The sequence below is a fragment of the Streptomyces similanensis genome (genome assembly GCF_039543625.1).
GTDB lineage: Bacteria > Actinomycetota > Actinomycetes > Streptomycetales > Streptomycetaceae > Streptomyces > Streptomyces similanensis.
This window is the reverse complement of record NZ_BAABKC010000079.1, coordinates 1-14,989: the sequence shown is the minus strand read 5'-3', so window position 1 is coordinate 14,989 and position 14,989 is coordinate 1. Positions and strand designations below refer to the sequence as shown.

Sequence of the window (14,989 nt, the reverse complement as noted above, 5' to 3'; positions counted from 1 at the left end):
GTGGCTGCTTCTTCCTGGATACATAGGGGTGGAACATGCGAAAAGGGGCGCCGGTAACCACGGCGCCCTTCGCTCTTGGCTCAGCCGAAGACGTACTTGGCCGCGTGGTTGAGCCCATAGTCAATCACGGTCACCAGGGCGATCATGATGGCGACGAAGAAGATCACCACGGTGGTGTACGACGACAGCTGGCCACGCGTCGGCCAGACGACCTTGCGGAGCTCCGCGACGATCTGCCGGTAGAAGAGCGCAAGACGCTTCAGCGGGCCCTTCTTGGCGCGCTTGCCGCCCTTGCGGGGCTTCTTCTTGGACTCCGCCACCTCGTCCTGGGCATCAGGCGTGTCGATGGAGCCCACGGCGTCCGTCATGCGTCCTCACCTGATTCCGGGTCGTGGCCGTGCCGCGCCCGGTCGAGCCGCACGGCGGTGCATTTCTGTACGTACATGCGCGCACACATCCCTGGCGAAGGTGTGTGTAGCAGGGCCGGAGGGACTTGAACCCCCAACCGCTGGTTTTGGAGACCAGTGCTCTACCAATTGAGCTACGACCCTTTGTGTGTCCCCCAACGTACCGCATCCGACCGGATGCCCGGTGCGCACCGGGTGCGGCGGCTGCTGAAGGCCAACGAGGTGAGAGTGTACGTGGTCCGCGGCCCAGCGTCGAACAGAAAGTGTTCTTGGATGTCCCGCGCGCGACGCCCGGCGGCGGCCCGGGACGAAGATCGCCTGGCCGGAGCACGGATCCGGATGGGTGTTCACGTCGTAGACCGGTCCTGCCCAGTGGGTGAAACCCGTGTGCCCGCGGCGTTCGCGGTCTGGAACGATGGGCGGTATGAGCGCTGCAACCCCTCCCACCGAGCGCCGGGTCTCCGCCCGAGTCGGCGCGATCTCCGAGTCCGCCACCCTCGCCGTGGACGCCAAGGCCAAGGCCCTGAAGGCCGCCGGGCGTCCGGTGATCGGCTTCGGCGCGGGTGAGCCCGACTTCCCGACTCCGGACTACATCGTCGAGGCCGCGATCGAGGCCTGCAAGAACCCCAAGTTCCACCGCTACACGCCGGCCGGCGGTCTGCCCGAGCTGAAGGCCGCGATCGCCGCGAAGACGCTGCGCGACTCGGGCTGGGAGCCGGACGTCTCCCAGATCCTGGTCACCAACGGCGGCAAGCAGGCCATCTACGAGGCCTTCGCCGCGATCCTCGACCCGGGCGACGAGGTCATCGTGCCGGCGCCGTACTGGACGACGTACCCGGAGTCGATCCGCCTGGCCGGCGGCGTCCCGGTCGAGGTCGTCGCCGACGAGACCACCGGCTACCGGGTCTCGGTCGAGCAGCTGGAGGCCGCCCGCACCGAGAAGACCAAGGTCGTCCTCTTCGTCTCGCCCTCCAACCCGACCGGCGCGGTGTACTCCGAGGCCGAGACCGAGGCGATCGGCCGCTGGGCGCTGGAGCACGGCCTGTGGGTGCTGACCGACGAGATCTACGAGCACCTGGTGTACGGCGACGCGGTCTCCGTGTCCCTGCCGGCGCTCCTGCCCGAGCTGCGCGACAAGTGCGTCGTCGTCAACGGCGTGGCCAAGACGTACGCCATGACCGGCTGGCGGGTGGGCTGGGTCATCGGCCCCAAGGACGTGGTCAAGGCGGCGACCAACCTCCAGTCGCACGCCACCTCCAACGTCTCCAACGTCGCCCAGGCCGCCGCCCTCGCCGCCGTCTCCGGCGACCTGGCGGCGGTCGCGACGATGCGCGAGGCCTTCGACCGCCGCCGTAAGACCATCGTGCGGATGCTCAACGAGATCGACGGCGTGCTCTGCCCGGAGCCCGAGGGCGCGTTCTACGCCTACCCGTCGGTGAAGGCGCTGCTCGGCAAGGAGATCCGCGGCAAGCGCCCGCAGGACTCCGTGGAGCTGGCCGCCCTGATCCTGGAGGAGGCCGAGGTCGCGGTCGTCCCGGGCGAGGCCTTCGGCACGCCGGGCTACCTGCGCCTGTCCTACGCCCTCGGTGACGAGGACCTGGTGGAGGGCGTGAGCCGGATCCAGAAGCTGCTGGCGGAGGCGCGGGACTGACGCGCCCGCCTGCTTCGCGGGGCGTTACGGGCCGGTTCAACCTACTCACGTGAGTCGGTTGGACCGGCCCCCTCGTTTGTGCGTGCGAGCAAGCTCACGAACGGGGAAACGGCTACCGGTGGGGCCCCGGCGTGCGGCAGGATCTGGGAATGGAGCGTGTACGTGATGTCTCTGACCTGCCGAAGGCCCATCTGCACCTGCACTTCACCGGGTCGATGCGGCCCACCACCCTGCTGGAACTGGCCGACAAGTACGGCGTGCGCCTGCCCGAGGCGCTGACGGACGCCCTGTTCAGCGGTGAGCCGCCGAAACTGCGGGCGACCGACGAACGGGGCTGGTTCCGCTTCCAGCGGCTGTACGACGCGGCGCGTTCCTGCCTGCGCGAGCCCGAGGACATCCAGCGGCTGGTGCGCGAGGCCGCCGAGGAGGACATCAGGGACGGCTCGGGCTGGCTGGAGATCCAGGTCGACCCGACGTCGTACGCGCCCCGGCTCGGCGGGCTGATCCCGGCGCTGGAGGTCATCCTGGACGCGGTCGAGGCGGCGTCGCGCGACACCGGTCTCGGGATGCGGGTCCTGGTGGCGGCCAACCGGATGAAGCATCCGCTGGACGCCCGCACGCTGGCCCGGCTGGCCGTGCGCTACCGCGACCGCGGCGTGGTCGGCTTCGGGCTGTCCAACGACGAGCGCCGGGGCATGGCCCGCGACTTCGACCGGGCGTTCGCGATCGCCCGCGAGGGCGGCCTATTCGCGGCCCCGCACGGCGGCGAGCTGACCGGCCCGGCCTCGGTCCGCGACTGCCTGGACGACCTGGAAGCGCGGCGGATCGGCCACGGGGTGCGCGCGGCGGAGGACCCGCGCCTGCTGAGCCGGCTCGCCGACCGGGGCGTGACCTGCGAGGTGTGCCCGGCCTCCAACGTGGCCCTCGGCGTCTACGAGAAGCCCGAGGACGTTCCGCTGCGCACGCTCTTCGAGGCCGGCGTGCCGATGGCGCTCGGCGCCGACGACCCGCTGCTGTTCGGCTCGCGCCTGGCGGCCCAGTACGACATCGCCCGCCGCCACCACTTCTTCACGGACGCCGAGCTGGCCGAGCTGGCCCGCCAGTCGATCCGCGCCTCGGCGGCCCCGGAGGACCTGCGCGAGAAGCTGCTGTCGGGCGTGGACGACTGGCTGACGGCCTGAGGCTGATGGCGTGGGTCCGATCGCGGGGCCGGGTGGCGGACGCCGGGCGGCGGCTCGGTCAGTCCTCGGCCATCGTCCGGATCACCGTGGGCAGCATGCCCGCGTCGAAGAGGCCGCCCGCCAGCCAGTCGTCGACGATCCTGCCGTTGACCTTCATGGTGGGCGTGCCGGTCGCGCCCGAGGTGTCGAAGGCGCGTTCGGAGGCGGTCACGAAGCCGCGGTACTTCATGCCCTTGACCGCGGCGTCGAACTCCTTGCCGCGCAGGCCCTTCACCTGGCCGGCCAGCTTCAGCAGGTACGCGTCGGTGTAGCCGTCGACGCTCTCCTCGGGCTGGTGGGCGTAGAGCACGTCGTGGTACTCGGCGAACCTGCCCGCGTCCAGGGCGGCGCGCAGGGCGTTGGCGGCCCTCTCGGAGCCGTGGCCGCCGAGCCGGGCGTCCAGGAAGGAGGCGAGCGTGTATTCCACCCGCACCTCGCCGGAGCGGACCATCCCGCGCAGGGCGCCGGCCCCGCCCTGGGTCTCGAACTCCTCGCAGACCGGGCAGCGCAGGTCCTCGTAGACCGTGACGACGGTCTTCGCGGCCGGGGAGCCGACGCGGACGGTGGTGCCGTCGGGGGCGAGCGACTCGACGATCCGCACGGGGCCCTTGGGAGTCGGCGGTGCGGTCGGCGTCCCGCGGCCGGCGTCGTCGCCGCCCGGCGTGGCCGAGGGCCCGCAGCCCGTGGCGAGCACACCGGCCAGCACGGCCGCCGCCACGACGGCGCCCCCTCTTCGTCCGCCCCGCATGGTTGTTCCCCTCCCTGTCGAACGGGAACCGACCCTATGCGATGCCTGTGACAGCCCCTGACGCCGGCCCGGGCGGCTCGGCCGCCTTCGCCGCCCGCGACGGCTCAGACGCTGACGCCGACCGTCACCGGCTCGTTGACCAGGGTGACCCCGAAGGCGTCCCGGACGCCGGCCACGACCTCGCGGGCCAGGGCGAGCAGGTCCTCGGTGGTGGCGCCGCCGCGGTTGGTGAGGGCGAGCGTGTGCTTGGTGGAGATGCGGGCCGGTCCGCTGCCGTAGCCCTTGGTGAAGCCGGCCTTGTCGATCAGCCAGGCCGCCGAGGTCTTGGTACGGCCCTGGCCGGCCGGGTAGGCGGGTGGTTCGACGCCCTCGCCCAGCCGTTCGCGCGCCTGGGCGCGGAAGGCGGCGAAGGCGGTGTCGGTGAGGATCGGGTTGGTGAAGAAGGACCCGGCCGACCAGGTGTCGTGGTCCTCGGGGTCGAGCACCATGCCCTTGCCGGCGCGCAGCTTGAGCACCGTGTCGCGGGCGGTGGCGAGGGCGACCCGGTCGCCCGCCTCGACGCCCAGCACGCGGGCCGTCTCGGCGTACTTGACGGGGGCGGACAGGCCGCCGGCGTCCTCCAGCCGGAAGCGGACGCGCAGGACGACGTACCGCTCGGGCTGGTCCTTGAAGCGGCTGTGCCGGTAGGAGAACGCGCACTCGGCGTTGGTCAGGGTCACCGTCTCGCCGGCCGTGCGGTCGTAGGCGACGACCTCGGTGATCGTGGCGGAGACCTCCTGGCCGTACGCCCCGACGTTCTGGATCGGGGTGGCGCCGGCGGAGCCGGGGATGCCGGAGAGGCATTCGACGCCGGCGAGTCCGGCCTCGACGGTGCGGGCGACGGCGTCGCTCCACACCTCGCCCGCGGCCAGCTCCAGCGTCGTGCCGCTGAGCGCGAAGCCGCGGGTGGCGATGCGCAGGGCGGTGCCGTCGAAGCCCTTGTCGCCGATGACCAGGTTGGAGCCGCCGCCGATGACGAGCAGCGGGGTGCCGGCGGCGTCGGCCTCGCGCACGGCGTCGATCACCTCGGCGTCGGTGGTCGCGGTGATCAGCCGGGTCGCGGGGCCTCCCAGCCGGAAGGTGGTCAGCGGGGCGAGGGGCGCGTCGTGGAGTACCTGCACGGGCCCAGACTACGAGACCGCGGGCCGCCGGCCCGTGCGCGGGCCGGTCGCTGGGAGCCCGTCGTCCGGCGGCGCGCCGCCCGCGGGCCGGGTGGGCCGGGGGCGGCGTGCCGCAGGTGGGCCGGGTGGGCCGGGGGCGGCGTGCCGCAGGTGGGCGTCAGGGCGCTCCAGGCGCTCCAGGGGCCGTCAGGCCAGGCGTACGACCGCCCGGGACATGCCGAGGACCTTCTGGCCGGCGCTGGTGACGGTCAGGTCGATCCGCACCGTGTTGTCGTCGAGCTTGGCCCCGACCTTGCCGGCGACCTCGATCAGGGCGCCCTTGTCGTCGTCGGGGACGACGACCGGCTTGGTGAAGCGGACGCCGTACTCGACGACGGAGCCCGGGTCGCCGGTCCAGTCGGTGACGACGCGGATCGCCTCGGCCATGGTGAACATGCCGTGCGCGATCACGTCCGGCAGCCCGACCTCCTTGGCGAACCGCTCGTTCCAGTGGATCGGGTTGAAGTCCCCGGAGGCGCCCGCGTACTGGACGAGGGCGGCGCGGGTCACGGGGAAGGACTGGGCCGGCAGTTCGGTGCCGACCTCGACGTCGTCGTAGGCGATCTTCGCCGTCATCGCTTCCTCACGCCCCCTCGGCCGCGCGGGCCACCAGCTTGATCCAGGCGGTCACGACGTGCTCGCCGGCCTCGTCGCGCACCTCGCCGCGGACGTCCAGGATGTCGTTCCCGGCCATGGACTTGATCGCCTCGATGGTGGTGGTGACGGTCAGCCGGTCACCGGCGCGCACGGGGCGGGCGTAGGCGAACTTCTGGTCGCCGTGCACCACACGGCTGTAGTCGAGGCCGAGCTGCGGGTCGTGGATGACCTGGCCCGCGGCCTTGAAGGTGATCGCGAAGACGAAGGTCGGCGGGGCGATCACATCCGGGTGGCCCAGCGCCTTGGCGGCCTCCGGGTCCGTGTACGCCGGATTGGCGTCCCCCACCGACTCCGCGAACTCCCGGATCTTCTCCCGGCCCACCTCGTAGGGGTCGGTGGGCGGGTAGGACCGCCCCACGAAGGACTGGTCGAGCGCCATGGCCCGGCACCTCCTGGTGTCAGCTGTGTGAAACACCATGAGGCCGCCCCCTGGTGTGGGGACGGCCTCATGGATGAGCCTGTTTTATCGCGTTTCGCGGTGCGCGGTGTGCGCATTGCAACGCGGGCAGTGCTTCTTCATCTCCAGACGATCCGGGTTGTTACGCCGGTTCTTCTTGGTGATGTAGTTCCGCTCCTTGCACTCCACGCAGGCCAGCGTGATCTTCGGGCGGACGTCGGTGGCAGCCACGTGAGTGCTCCTAAGACGAACGGATGGACTGTTTAACGCAGGAAAGAGTAGCCGATCGAAGGACCGACCCCGCAATCGGCTACTGTCAGTAGCGGTGACCGGACTTGAACCGGTGACACAGCGATTATGAGCCGCTTGCTCTACCGACTGAGCTACACCGCTTTGATGAGATCAGTTCCCGCCTTGCGACGGGAACCTCTCACACCAGAGCCCCAATACGGAATCGAACCGTAGACCTTCTCCTTACCATGGAGACGCTCTGCCGACTGAGCTATTGGGGCGAGCGATGAAGACATTACACGGTCCCCGGCCGTTCGCCCAAATCCGTTCCCGCGCCCCCGCCGCCGACGTCTCCGCACCCCGCTGACCTCGTGCCACACCGGTACGACTATTGCGCTCCTCCCCCGTCCGCGCGGGCGGCGACCCTAGGCTCGACTCACTCTGCGTGATCTTGCGCCGGCCCCTCGGCTGTCGTCCCGTGCCGTTCCCGCAGCAGTCCCTCGCCGTTCCCCGTAGCTGTCGTCCCCCGTAGCTGGAGTGCGATGCCCCCCGGTCAGCCGCAGCCGCCCCACCCGCCGTCCTCGCCGGAACCGCCCGAGCCGCCGGAACCGTCGGGGTCACCGGGTCCGGACGGTCTGCTGCTGTGCGGGGCCCGGCTGACCGACGGCCGGGCCGTGGACGTACGGCTGGCCGGCGGGCGCATCGAGGCGGTCGGCACGGCCGGCAGCCTGGACGCGACCCGCGGGCCCCGGGTGGACCTGACCGGCTACCTGCTGCTGCCGGCCCCCGCCGAACCGCACGCCCACGCCGACACGGCCCTGACCGCCGACGCCGGCGGACCGGTGTCGTACGACGCGGAGGACGTCCAGCGCCGGGCGACCGAGGCCGCGCTGCTGCAACTCGGCCACGGGGCGACCGCCCAGCGCGCGCACGTGCGCGTCGGCGACGTCCAGGGGCTGGGCGCCCTGACGGCGGTCCTGCGGGCGCGGCGGGCGCTGCACGGGCTCGCCGAGCTGACTGCGGTGGCGGTGCCGCGGGTGCTGACCGGGGCGGCCGGCGCGGACGGGCTGGCGATGCTGCGGGACGCGGTGAAGATGGGCGCGGGGGTGGTGGGCGGCTGTCCGGACGTGGACCCGGATCCCACCGGCTACGTGGAGGCCGTGCTGGAGGTCGCCTCCGAGCACGGCTGCGCGGTCGACCTGCACACCGACGGCGCCGATCCGGCCCGGCTGGCGCGGATCGCGGCGCTGGCGGGCGGCCTGCGGCCCGGGGTGACCCTGGGGCCGTGCGGCGGCCTGGCCCGGCTGCCCGCCGAGGCGGCCGCGCGCGCCGCCGACCAGCTGGCCGCGGCCGGGGTGACGGTGGTCTGCCTGCCGCAGGGCGGCTGCGCGGGCGCGGAGGAGCCCGGGACCGCTCCGGTACGGCTGCTGCGGGCGGCCGGGGTGCGGGTGGCCGCGGGCAGCGGTGCGCTGCGCGACCTGTCGAACCCGGTGGGGCGCGGGGACCCGCTGGAGGCCGCCTACCTGCTGGCCTCGCGCTACGGGCTGCGCCCCGAGGACGCCTACGACGCGGTGAGCGCGTCGGCCCGCTCGGTGCTCGGTCTGCCCGCGGTGCGCGTGGAGGCCGGTTTCCCGGCCGAACTCCTCGCGGTGCGCGGCGAGGGGCTCGCGTCGGCGCTGTCCCTCGCGTACAGCCGGATCGTGGTGCACCGGGGGCGCGTGGTGGCGCGGATCAGCGCGGTACGGGAGTTCTGCGACTCCGCGGCGGCGGTGGAACTGGGGCTGCCGCGGCAGGGGCGGGGGGAGTTGTCCTGAGGGGGCGGGGGCAGCGCGAGGTGTACGGCGTGCGTGGGGTGCGGCGTGCGCGGGGGTGCGGCGTGAGGTGGTGTGCGCGCCCCGGCGCGTAGGAGCGCGGTGGGGCGTGTGCCTAGGGTGTGGCCGGGGTTGTGCGGCGGATGGGGCTGTCCGGGCGTACGGTCGGAAACATGCGCATTGTCATCGCTGGGGGTCATGGTCAGATCGCGCTGCGGCTGGAGCGGTTGCTCGCCGCGCGCGGGGACGAGGCGGCGGGGATCGTCCGCCGCGCCGAACAGTCCGACGATCTCCGCGCGGCCGGCGCCGAACCGATCGTGCTGGACCTGGAGTCGGCCTCGGTCGAGGAGGTCGCGGAACGGCTGCGGGACGCGGACGCGGCGGTGTTCGCGGCGGGCGCCGGACCGGGCAGCGGCGCGGGCCGCAAGGACACGGTGGACAAGGGCGCGGCGGTGCTGTTCGCCGACGCGGCCGTCCGGGCGGGGGTGCGGCGCCATGTGGTGGTGTCGGCGATGGGCGCCGACGCGGGTCACGCGGGCGACGAGGTGTTCGACGTGTACCTGCGGGCCAAGGGCGAGGCGGACGACCACGTACGCGCCCAGGAGGCGCTGGACTGGACGATCCTGCGCCCCGGTTCGCTGACGGACGAGCCCGGCACGGGCCAGGTGCGGCTGGAGGCCAGCACGGGCCGGGGTTCGGTGACCCGCGACGACGTGGCCACGGTCCTCGCCGAGTTGGTGGACACGCCGGCGACGGCCGGGCTGACCCTGGAACTCGTGGCGGGCTCGACGCCGGTGTCGGTGGCGGTGAAGTCGGTGGCGGGCAACTGAACTTGGGGACCGGCCCGGGCGGCGGGCCCGCCGGAACGGCGAGTCGGCCCGAACCGCGAGTCCGGCCAGAGGCGCGGGCCGGCTAGAACAGCGTGAGCTGCCCGGGGAACTCGGGGACGACGTACCCGTCCAGCGACGGCTGCGCGGCCCCGAGTTGGGCGGTGCTGCGGGAGCCGGGACAGGACGTCAGCTCACCGCTCTCGCGTGCGCCGGGCGGATCGTGCCGCGCGTACCGGCCGGCGACGACGGCGATCTCACGACGGCACACGGGACAGACTCTGCGACGCGAGGACATGGGCTAAGTGTGCACCGGGGCACTGACACTCGTGCCCGGCTCCCCCGGAGGCTCCGCTCGCGCCGGCGCCCGTGGCCGACGCCCTCACAGCTTGCCGAAGACCACGCCGCGCCAGGTCCAGCCGGAGCCGAGGACGGTGTCGCGCAGCGGCTCGCGCAGCTGGGCGCTGTCGAAACGGAAGGTCTCCGTCGCCTCGATGTGCCCGTCGGTCCCGCGCCCGATGGTCCACCGGCGGCTGACGGTCCGGCTCGGCCCGCGCGTGTACTCCGAGGTGACCTGGAGCCCCGTCGGGCTGTCGGTCCGGCTCAGCTCCCACTGCTCCTCAAGGGCGCGGACCTCGTTCTCCCGGTGATCCAGCCGCATCCGGATCCGGACGGCGTGACTGATCTGGGACTGGACGAAGACGTGTCGCCACGCCGGCTCCCGCAACCGCCACTCCGCCAGCAGATCGCACTGCTCACCGCCGCCGTAGCGAACGACGTAGGGAACCTCGGGCCGGCTGAGCCCGAGCAGCGCCTCGCGCAACGCCTCCCGCGCAACGGGCGACACCCCCTCTGGCGGGCGCTGAGTGCCGGTCAGCTTGTCGAAGAGTCCCATGGGGCCAACCTATGGAAGACGGGGTTGACGGCACAAGGCTCGTCCGCTCGCGTACCGCCGCTACGACGTCGTACTCCCACCCGGGCGTACGGAGCGCACCACGTCCTGAAAGTCGTCCAGCAGGGCGGAATGCTGCGACGCCGAAGAGGTGAAAGCCAAGCGGATCACGGCCCGTCGGTGCGGATCGTCGACATCGAGCATGGCCAGATACACCTGCGACTGGACGAGGTCGTGACTGCGTCCGCCGACGACGACCGAGAACGCCAGGGTCTGGGTGAGGCCGGGCGCATCCGCGGAGCCGGTCTCACGACGGTCGGTGACCAGGACCGAGGCGACGGACCGGTTCATGTGACGCACCGATTCCTCGGCGATCTCCGGCAGCGACGCCGAATCGGGGCGGTACTCGCCGTCGACAGTGATGTTCGCGGTGAAGCCGGCGTCCGACGGCGGATGAACCGCGACGAACGCCGCGCCGGGTGCGCCGACCTCCTCCGGAGACGCGGCTCGCCAGCCGGGCGGCACATCGAACCGGATCGGGATCGGCAGGGTCGTCGACATCGTGGGGTTTCCTTCCTCCGGCGGCGCACCCACGGGGATGCGCCGTGTGAGCACCGGTTCGCGGCACGTCGGTGATGGCTTCAGAACACGCTGGTGACCGCATGCCCGAACGAACTCGCACCATGGCCCACGGCGTCGGCCAGATCACCCGCGGTATCGACGACCTTGCCCGGGTCTACACTGAAGTCGAAGCCCACTTCACCGCCGAGGGCGGGGGAGAGACCGACTTCGGTCTTGAATTCCCACGCGCCCTGCTCGTTCTTGCCGAAGTCCAGGCCCGCCTCCGCACCGGGTCCGGCCCAGCCCTCGGCCGAGAAGCCCGCCGAGACGCCTCCGACGTCGGCGCCGATCTCGCCGCCGCCCTTGGCGCCCGCGAAGGCACCGGCACCCGCGTGCACACCGTCCTTGCCGGCGCCCACGTCGGCGTGCGCCTCACCGCCGACCATGCCCTCGGCCTTCGCGGAGACGCCGACCGGGCCCACACCGGCGTTGCCCTCGACCGAGCCCTCACCTCCCGCGAAGGCGCTCAGGTCTCCTTCTACGCCATCCTTGGAGAAGCCACCGGCGGCGGAGCCCTTGATGCCGGCGTAGGCCTCGGCCTTCCCGTCGAGTTTCCAGGGTCCTCTCGTGAGTGAGCCCTCGGCGCTCGCGCTCCCCAGGTCGGCGTGCGCCTCCGCTTCGCCCAATTTGCCGGCCCCGTAGTCCGGCCCCTCTGCGCTCGCGCCGACGTCGGGCCCGGACGTCTCGGTCTTGCCCTCGGATTTCCATCCGTCGGGTTTGGTTCGGGCGGCCTCGCGCTTGGCCTCGTCCTCGTACGTCTTGATGTCACCGTGGGCATGGCCGTTGAAGCCGGCGAGTGTGCCGTCACCGATGTCGGAATCGATCACGACCCGGGTGAGGGCGTTCACCACCTCGGTGTCGGCGTCACCCACGTCCTTCACTAGCCGATCGATCTCCGCCTGCCAGGAGGCGACAGCCTTGCGCACGGACTGCTGGTAGTCAGGGTCGTGATGCAGGGCCATGCGTTCGCCGTCGCCCAGCTTCGAGGTGTCGTAGGAGACCACGCCTCCCTCGGAGACCGCCATGCCCGCCTTGACGGCGTCCGCCCGGGCCGACTCGACCTTCTTGCGGAGATTCGTGAGGTCCGTGTGCCCCTCACGCAGCAACGAGGCCACAGCCTTGGCCTCGACCTGGGCGGCCTGGAACTGTTTGAGCGTGCGATCGAAGCGCCCGCTCGCGGCGTCGGCGCTCAACCCGGACCACCCGGGGCCCAGGGTGATGCCGCAGACGTCCTGCCGGTAGGCGGTCTCCTGCTTGTGGAACTCCTTGGCCATCCCGCCCCACTGCTCCGCGGCTGTGGCGAGCGCAGACAGATCGGTCGTCATGATCTCGTGATACGTCGGCATGGGTCCCCGTTGTCATTGCCATGTCGTCTGCGAGAGGGGCCGTGCCCCGTGACTGAGGTGCGTGGCACCGCCGGATCAGTACCCGTGAAACACCGACGTCGGCACCGGCACCGAGTTCGAGTGCGCTCCGACCTGGTAGTCCGTGGTCTGCAAGGTGGTGTCGGCATGGCGCAGCGCCGCCTTGTCCGCGGCGAGCATGGCCATCAAATTCTTCACCTGCTCCCCCCAAGCCGTATGCGCCTTCTGCAACGCTCCCGAGGTGCGCCATCCCACCTGCAAAGCGTTGACCGCCGTGGTGGTCTCCTTGTCCGCGTGGTCTCCGGCCTTGCGGGTGTCGGGCTCGATGCTCTGCTCAATGGCACGGGCCGCGGCCTGCTTCTGGGCCGGCGTGGAGGCAAGTTTGTCCTGACCGCCCAACAGTCCCGGCGGAGGCGGGGAGCCACCGGCATCACCTGGTATCTGGTTCAGCCTCATCCCGACGGAATGCTCCGCCGCGCCGCTTCCCGGAACCGCCTCTGCCATCAGTCTTGTCTCCCGTGTCTGCCGCTGACCGGCGTGCCGACGTGACGGGCACCCCCGTCGCACCGATCCGCTCGTACCGTAGCGCCTTCGCGTCTGCGGCCGTGCAAGGGGATGAGGACGAACTCCGGCCTGGGCACAGGGTCGTTGCAAGAGTGTGAACGTAGTGACCCGTTCGGGCTTCAGGTTGCGGCGGCCGGATGGGGGCGGCTGACAAGCAGTCGCGGCCTCGAACAGCAGCTCCTGACAAGTGCCATGTCCGCCTCGGCACGCGACACGGTGTCAGTTCGTGGCTGGAGAAGCCTTCTTGTCGGCCTGGTAGTCGTAATGGATCTGGTCTCCGTCGACGGAGGTGACCTTGACCGTCACACCCAAGGTGCTCCCGTCGTCTGCCGTGAGCGTGCAACGGGTGGTGGTGCCGACCTTGCCGACGAGGTCCTCGGGGCAGGAGACATGCGGCTCAGGCTGCCCTGTGGCGGCGGCGAGCTTCGCGGAGAGAGTGCTGGAGAGCTTGGCAGCGGACAGCTTCGGCGGCGTGGACTTCTTGGTTTCGACGGAGGCGGAGCAGCCCAGGAGCAACGTACCGGCCGCGACGGCGGCGAGGATCGACACACCTGTGGTCATCCGAGCTTTGAACATCGTGCACTCCTGGTCGGCCGGTCCGGGCGGAAAGACCCGAAGAGCATACTGGCGAGACATCGCGCAGTGCCGGGATGAGCGCCCGTGTGAGCGGGCACGACCGAGGAAGCCGGTGAGCCCAGGCACCCACGAGGTTCCGGACGCACCATCGCTCAGGCGAGCAGGGACCCGGTGGTCGAGAACGAAGAGACCCCCTCCGACTGCGTTTCCAAGACGAAGGGGGTTTTCCCAGTGTGGCGGCGCCAGGACTCGGACCTGTAAAGGCGCACAGCGGGGCTCTGTTCACCGCCTACGACCTGCGGCCTACCGTGTGACGCCCTTTGCCGGGGAAAGCCTGGAGGGCTACAGCCCGGTCAGGGGGCCTGCCCATCAATCTTTCGCTTGTCAGGAAGGTTGGGCGCTGGGACGGGCTCAGGATCCAACAGCTCCGCCCCACGCGCACGCGCCCAGAACTGGCCGTCCAGTGAGAACTTCGGTCGCGCATCGTCGGATGAGACAGGAACGAGGCGGGTGGAGATCCACTCACCTTTTATGGGTACCGGCAATTCGAGCTGACGGGCGACGTGTGGGTGTGACCCTTGGTGGCCCAGCACGACTATGCCCTCCGGGCGCAAATCTAGCCGTGCGTCGCGGGCGCGCTTCGGCGCGTCGTCCTGCTGGCCGACGGTCAACACGGTCTGTCGGCCGATGAGCCGGTCCTGCACCTCGCGGAACAGCTGGCTCACCCGCTGCTGGCCCGACGAGGCCCGGCCCGGCAGTGACGCAGTGAGAATCCGCACGCGTGCTTCGCGATCCAGCTGGAGCAGCAGGTTCGCCGGCAGATCTGTCTGGAGCCCACCCCAGAGCCAGAACACCTCAGACTTGGCTCCGTCGGAGAGCTTGCGCTTGTTGTCTCGGTTGTATGCGCGGACGCGGTCGCCGTTCGCCCCCCGCCCCCTCTTCCAGCGCAGGCGCTGATCGGTGATCCGCACTATGCCGGCGGCCCATTGGCTCGTGTCGTCGTTCATCCAGGTCACGACTGCCGCATGGTCGGCATGACCACCCCGCTCGCCGTGGTCGGCGCACAGATACATCTCCATCGGGATCTCCCAACCACCGAGGTCCTTGGAGAACTTGCAGTCGATGTCGAGGCCGGCTATGGACCAGTCGAGGTCTACGCCGTTGTCGATCGCGAACTCTTTGGTGAGGTTCACCTCGACGGCCGTGCCAAGATACGTCTTCTCGGTCTTCGTCAGGTGCTGGTACGCCCAGCGACCCGTCCGCTGACCGTCGAGCAATTCATCGAGGGAGTCGCGGAGCGCCCATCGGAAGCGCTCCCGCGCCTCCGGCTGGTTGTGGAACCACTCCACGAACGGGGCAAGGTCATCGGGGATGTGCTGCGTAAGGCCGGACTGGATCCGCCACTCGCGCGGCATCCTTCCCATGGCCTCGCACGGGGGATCCCAGGTGTGGAACGAATTGCGGCGCGAGTGCTTCGCCGCCAACGCTCGCGACTCCTGCATGCCAGGCTGAGCGGCATCCTGCGGAAACGGCAGACCCTCTTGTATCGTCACGCGCTGAAGTCTGGCAGCAGGCACTCAGCCGGGTGCGACGGGCTCCCTCGCGACGGGCGTGGTCGTCGATCGACGGAAGACGCGTCCTCCACCGGCTTCATGGAGGACGCACAAGCGCTAGGTGCTCTGTCTCGGGAGGTTGTGGACGGGGTGAGCCAGGTTTCGGCTGAGGGGGGCTTGAACGGGTGAGGGCCTTCCGGTTTGAGGTTCCCCCGTTGTGCGGGAGTGGGTGACTAGCCGGTCAGGGCGGGTTGACGTGGTTTCAGGTTCA

17 protein-coding genes and 3 tRNA genes are annotated in these 14,989 nt (G+C 71.0%); 4 read left to right on the top strand and 16 right to left on the bottom strand.

Translation table 11 applies throughout. From position 1 onward, the window contains the following. Window positions 1–80 precede the first annotated feature (80 nt). The gene (gene secE / locus ABEB07_RS25390; protein WP_164581840.1) at window positions 81–368 is read right to left on the bottom strand and encodes a preprotein translocase subunit SecE; all 288 of its coding nucleotides are present in this window, start codon (window positions 366–368) and stop codon (window positions 81–83) included. A 110-nt stretch (window positions 369–478) separates the two neighbouring features. Then, window positions 479–551: transfer RNA gene (locus ABEB07_RS25385), tRNA-Trp, on the bottom strand. Window positions 552–831: 280 nt separating this feature from the next. Between ABEB07_RS25385 and ABEB07_RS25380 the strand changes: the two genes are divergently transcribed. Further along, window positions 832–2,058 carry a pyridoxal phosphate-dependent aminotransferase gene (locus ABEB07_RS25380; protein ID WP_345670453.1) on the top strand — a complete coding sequence of 409 codons (1,227 nt, stop codon included), beginning with the start codon at window positions 832–834 and terminating at the stop codon, window positions 2,056–2,058. A gap of 149 nt (window positions 2,059–2,207) precedes the next feature. Then, window positions 2,208–3,239 (top strand): adenosine deaminase, encoded by a 1,032-nt coding sequence (locus tag ABEB07_RS25375; RefSeq protein ID WP_345670452.1) that lies wholly within the window; start codon window positions 2,208–2,210, stop codon window positions 3,237–3,239. A gap of 58 nt (window positions 3,240–3,297) precedes the next feature. Here the strand turns inward: ABEB07_RS25375 and ABEB07_RS25370 are convergent, their stop codons facing one another. From ABEB07_RS25370 to ABEB07_RS25340, 7 genes are all read right to left on the bottom strand, one after another. Beyond that, on the bottom strand, window positions 3,298–4,026 hold the full coding sequence (locus ABEB07_RS25370; RefSeq protein ID WP_345670451.1) for a DsbA family protein: 729 nt from the start codon (window positions 4,024–4,026) through the stop codon (window positions 3,298–3,300). Window positions 4,027–4,130: 104 nt separating this feature from the next. Beyond that, window positions 4,131–5,186, bottom strand: coding sequence for a UDP-N-acetylmuramate dehydrogenase (locus tag ABEB07_RS25365; protein WP_345670450.1), 1,056 nt, complete (start codon window positions 5,184–5,186; stop codon window positions 4,131–4,133). A gap of 186 nt (window positions 5,187–5,372) precedes the next feature. Next, the gene (locus ABEB07_RS25360; RefSeq protein WP_176150121.1) at window positions 5,373–5,801 is read right to left on the bottom strand and encodes a MaoC family dehydratase; all 429 of its coding nucleotides are present in this window, start codon (window positions 5,799–5,801) and stop codon (window positions 5,373–5,375) included. Window positions 5,802–5,808: 7 nt separating this feature from the next. Beyond that, window positions 5,809–6,261: a MaoC family dehydratase N-terminal domain-containing protein gene (locus ABEB07_RS25355; protein WP_345670446.1), complete on the bottom strand. Its 453-nt coding sequence runs from the start codon at window positions 6,259–6,261 to the stop codon at window positions 5,809–5,811. Window positions 6,262–6,345: 84 nt separating this feature from the next. Continuing rightward, the gene (rpmG, locus tag ABEB07_RS25350) at window positions 6,346–6,510 is read right to left on the bottom strand and encodes a 50S ribosomal protein L33 (RefSeq protein WP_003948671.1); all 165 of its coding nucleotides are present in this window, start codon (window positions 6,508–6,510) and stop codon (window positions 6,346–6,348) included. An 89-nt stretch (window positions 6,511–6,599) separates the two neighbouring features. Beyond that, window positions 6,600–6,672 (bottom strand) — tRNA-Met (locus ABEB07_RS25345). Window positions 6,673–6,718: 46 nt separating this feature from the next. Next, window positions 6,719–6,791 (bottom strand) — tRNA-Thr (locus ABEB07_RS25340). A 261-nt stretch (window positions 6,792–7,052) separates the two neighbouring features. Between ABEB07_RS25340 and ABEB07_RS25335 the strand changes: the two genes are divergently transcribed. Together ABEB07_RS25335 and ABEB07_RS25330 are read left to right on the top strand one after the other, a co-directional pair. After that, the gene (locus ABEB07_RS25335) at window positions 7,053–8,324 is read left to right on the top strand and encodes an amidohydrolase family protein (RefSeq protein ID WP_345670445.1); all 1,272 of its coding nucleotides are present in this window, start codon (window positions 7,053–7,055) and stop codon (window positions 8,322–8,324) included. Window positions 8,325–8,494: 170 nt separating this feature from the next. Next, window positions 8,495–9,151, top strand: coding sequence for an SDR family oxidoreductase (locus ABEB07_RS25330; protein WP_345670444.1), 657 nt, complete (start codon window positions 8,495–8,497; stop codon window positions 9,149–9,151). An 82-nt stretch (window positions 9,152–9,233) separates the two neighbouring features. On the opposite strand, the gene ABEB07_RS25325 is transcribed toward ABEB07_RS25330, so the two are convergent. From ABEB07_RS25325 to ABEB07_RS25295, 7 genes are all read right to left on the bottom strand, one after another. Next, window positions 9,234–9,446, bottom strand: a complete 213-nt coding sequence (locus ABEB07_RS25325; RefSeq protein ID WP_164582945.1) for a hypothetical protein — start codon at window positions 9,444–9,446, stop codon at window positions 9,234–9,236. A gap of 84 nt (window positions 9,447–9,530) precedes the next feature. Next, a complete protein-coding gene (locus ABEB07_RS25320; protein WP_345670442.1) occupies window positions 9,531–10,043 on the bottom strand; it encodes a hypothetical protein in 513 nt (170 codons plus the stop codon). 60 nt (window positions 10,044–10,103) lie between these two features. Continuing rightward, window positions 10,104–10,601, bottom strand: coding sequence for a hypothetical protein (locus tag ABEB07_RS25315; protein ID WP_345670441.1), 498 nt, complete (start codon window positions 10,599–10,601; stop codon window positions 10,104–10,106). An 80-nt stretch (window positions 10,602–10,681) separates the two neighbouring features. After that, window positions 10,682–11,986, bottom strand: a complete 1,305-nt coding sequence (locus ABEB07_RS25310) for a putative sodium/potassium/calcium exchanger (RefSeq protein ID WP_345670440.1) — start codon at window positions 11,984–11,986, stop codon at window positions 10,682–10,684. A 96-nt stretch (window positions 11,987–12,082) separates the two neighbouring features. Then, the gene (locus ABEB07_RS25305) at window positions 12,083–12,529 is read right to left on the bottom strand and encodes a hypothetical protein (RefSeq protein WP_345670439.1); all 447 of its coding nucleotides are present in this window, start codon (window positions 12,527–12,529) and stop codon (window positions 12,083–12,085) included. 279 nt (window positions 12,530–12,808) lie between these two features. Continuing rightward, window positions 12,809–13,150 (bottom strand): DUF4333 domain-containing protein, encoded by a 342-nt coding sequence (locus ABEB07_RS25300; RefSeq protein ID WP_239146222.1) that lies wholly within the window; start codon window positions 13,148–13,150, stop codon window positions 12,809–12,811. Between the two features lie 368 nt (window positions 13,151–13,518). Next, entirely contained in the window at window positions 13,519–14,718 is a 1,200-nt protein-coding gene (locus ABEB07_RS25295; protein WP_345670438.1) for a NaeI family type II restriction endonuclease, read from the bottom strand. Window positions 14,719–14,989: the final 271 nt, after the last annotated feature.

What these genes read in the sequence shown, in the direction of transcription:
- ABEB07_RS25305 (WP_345670439.1), bottom strand. Translation starts at nt 12,529, where the DNA reads ATGGCAGAGGCGGTTCCGGGAAGCGGCGCGGCGGAGCATTCCGTCGGG.
- ABEB07_RS25360 (WP_176150121.1), bottom strand. Translation starts at nt 5,801, where the DNA reads ATGACGGCGAAGATCGCCTACGACGACGTCGAGGTCGGCACCGAACTG.
- ABEB07_RS25320 (WP_345670442.1), bottom strand. Translation starts at nt 10,043, where the DNA reads ATGGGACTCTTCGACAAGCTGACCGGCACTCAGCGCCCGCCAGAGGGG.
- ABEB07_RS25310 (WP_345670440.1), bottom strand. Translation starts at nt 11,986, where the DNA reads ATGACGACCGATCTGTCTGCGCTCGCCACAGCCGCGGAGCAGTGGGGC.
- ABEB07_RS25325 (WP_164582945.1), bottom strand. Translation starts at nt 9,446, where the DNA reads ATGTCCTCGCGTCGCAGAGTCTGTCCCGTGTGCCGTCGTGAGATCGCC.
- ABEB07_RS25355 (WP_345670446.1), bottom strand. Translation starts at nt 6,261, where the DNA reads ATGGCGCTCGACCAGTCCTTCGTGGGGCGGTCCTACCCGCCCACCGAC.
- ABEB07_RS25335 (WP_345670445.1), top strand. Translation starts at nt 7,053, where the DNA reads ATGCCCCCCGGTCAGCCGCAGCCGCCCCACCCGCCGTCCTCGCCGGAA.
- ABEB07_RS25375 (WP_345670452.1), top strand. Translation starts at nt 2,208, where the DNA reads ATGGAGCGTGTACGTGATGTCTCTGACCTGCCGAAGGCCCATCTGCAC.
- ABEB07_RS25315 (WP_345670441.1), bottom strand. Translation starts at nt 10,601, where the DNA reads ATGTCGACGACCCTGCCGATCCCGATCCGGTTCGATGTGCCGCCCGGC.
- ABEB07_RS25330 (WP_345670444.1), top strand. Translation starts at nt 8,495, where the DNA reads ATGCGCATTGTCATCGCTGGGGGTCATGGTCAGATCGCGCTGCGGCTG.
- ABEB07_RS25300 (WP_239146222.1), bottom strand. Translation starts at nt 13,150, where the DNA reads ATGACCACAGGTGTGTCGATCCTCGCCGCCGTCGCGGCCGGTACGTTG.
- ABEB07_RS25370 (WP_345670451.1), bottom strand. Translation starts at nt 4,026, where the DNA reads ATGCGGGGCGGACGAAGAGGGGGCGCCGTCGTGGCGGCGGCCGTGCTG.
- ABEB07_RS25380 (WP_345670453.1), top strand. Translation starts at nt 832, where the DNA reads ATGAGCGCTGCAACCCCTCCCACCGAGCGCCGGGTCTCCGCCCGAGTC.
- secE (WP_164581840.1), bottom strand. Translation starts at nt 368, where the DNA reads ATGACGGACGCCGTGGGCTCCATCGACACGCCTGATGCCCAGGACGAG.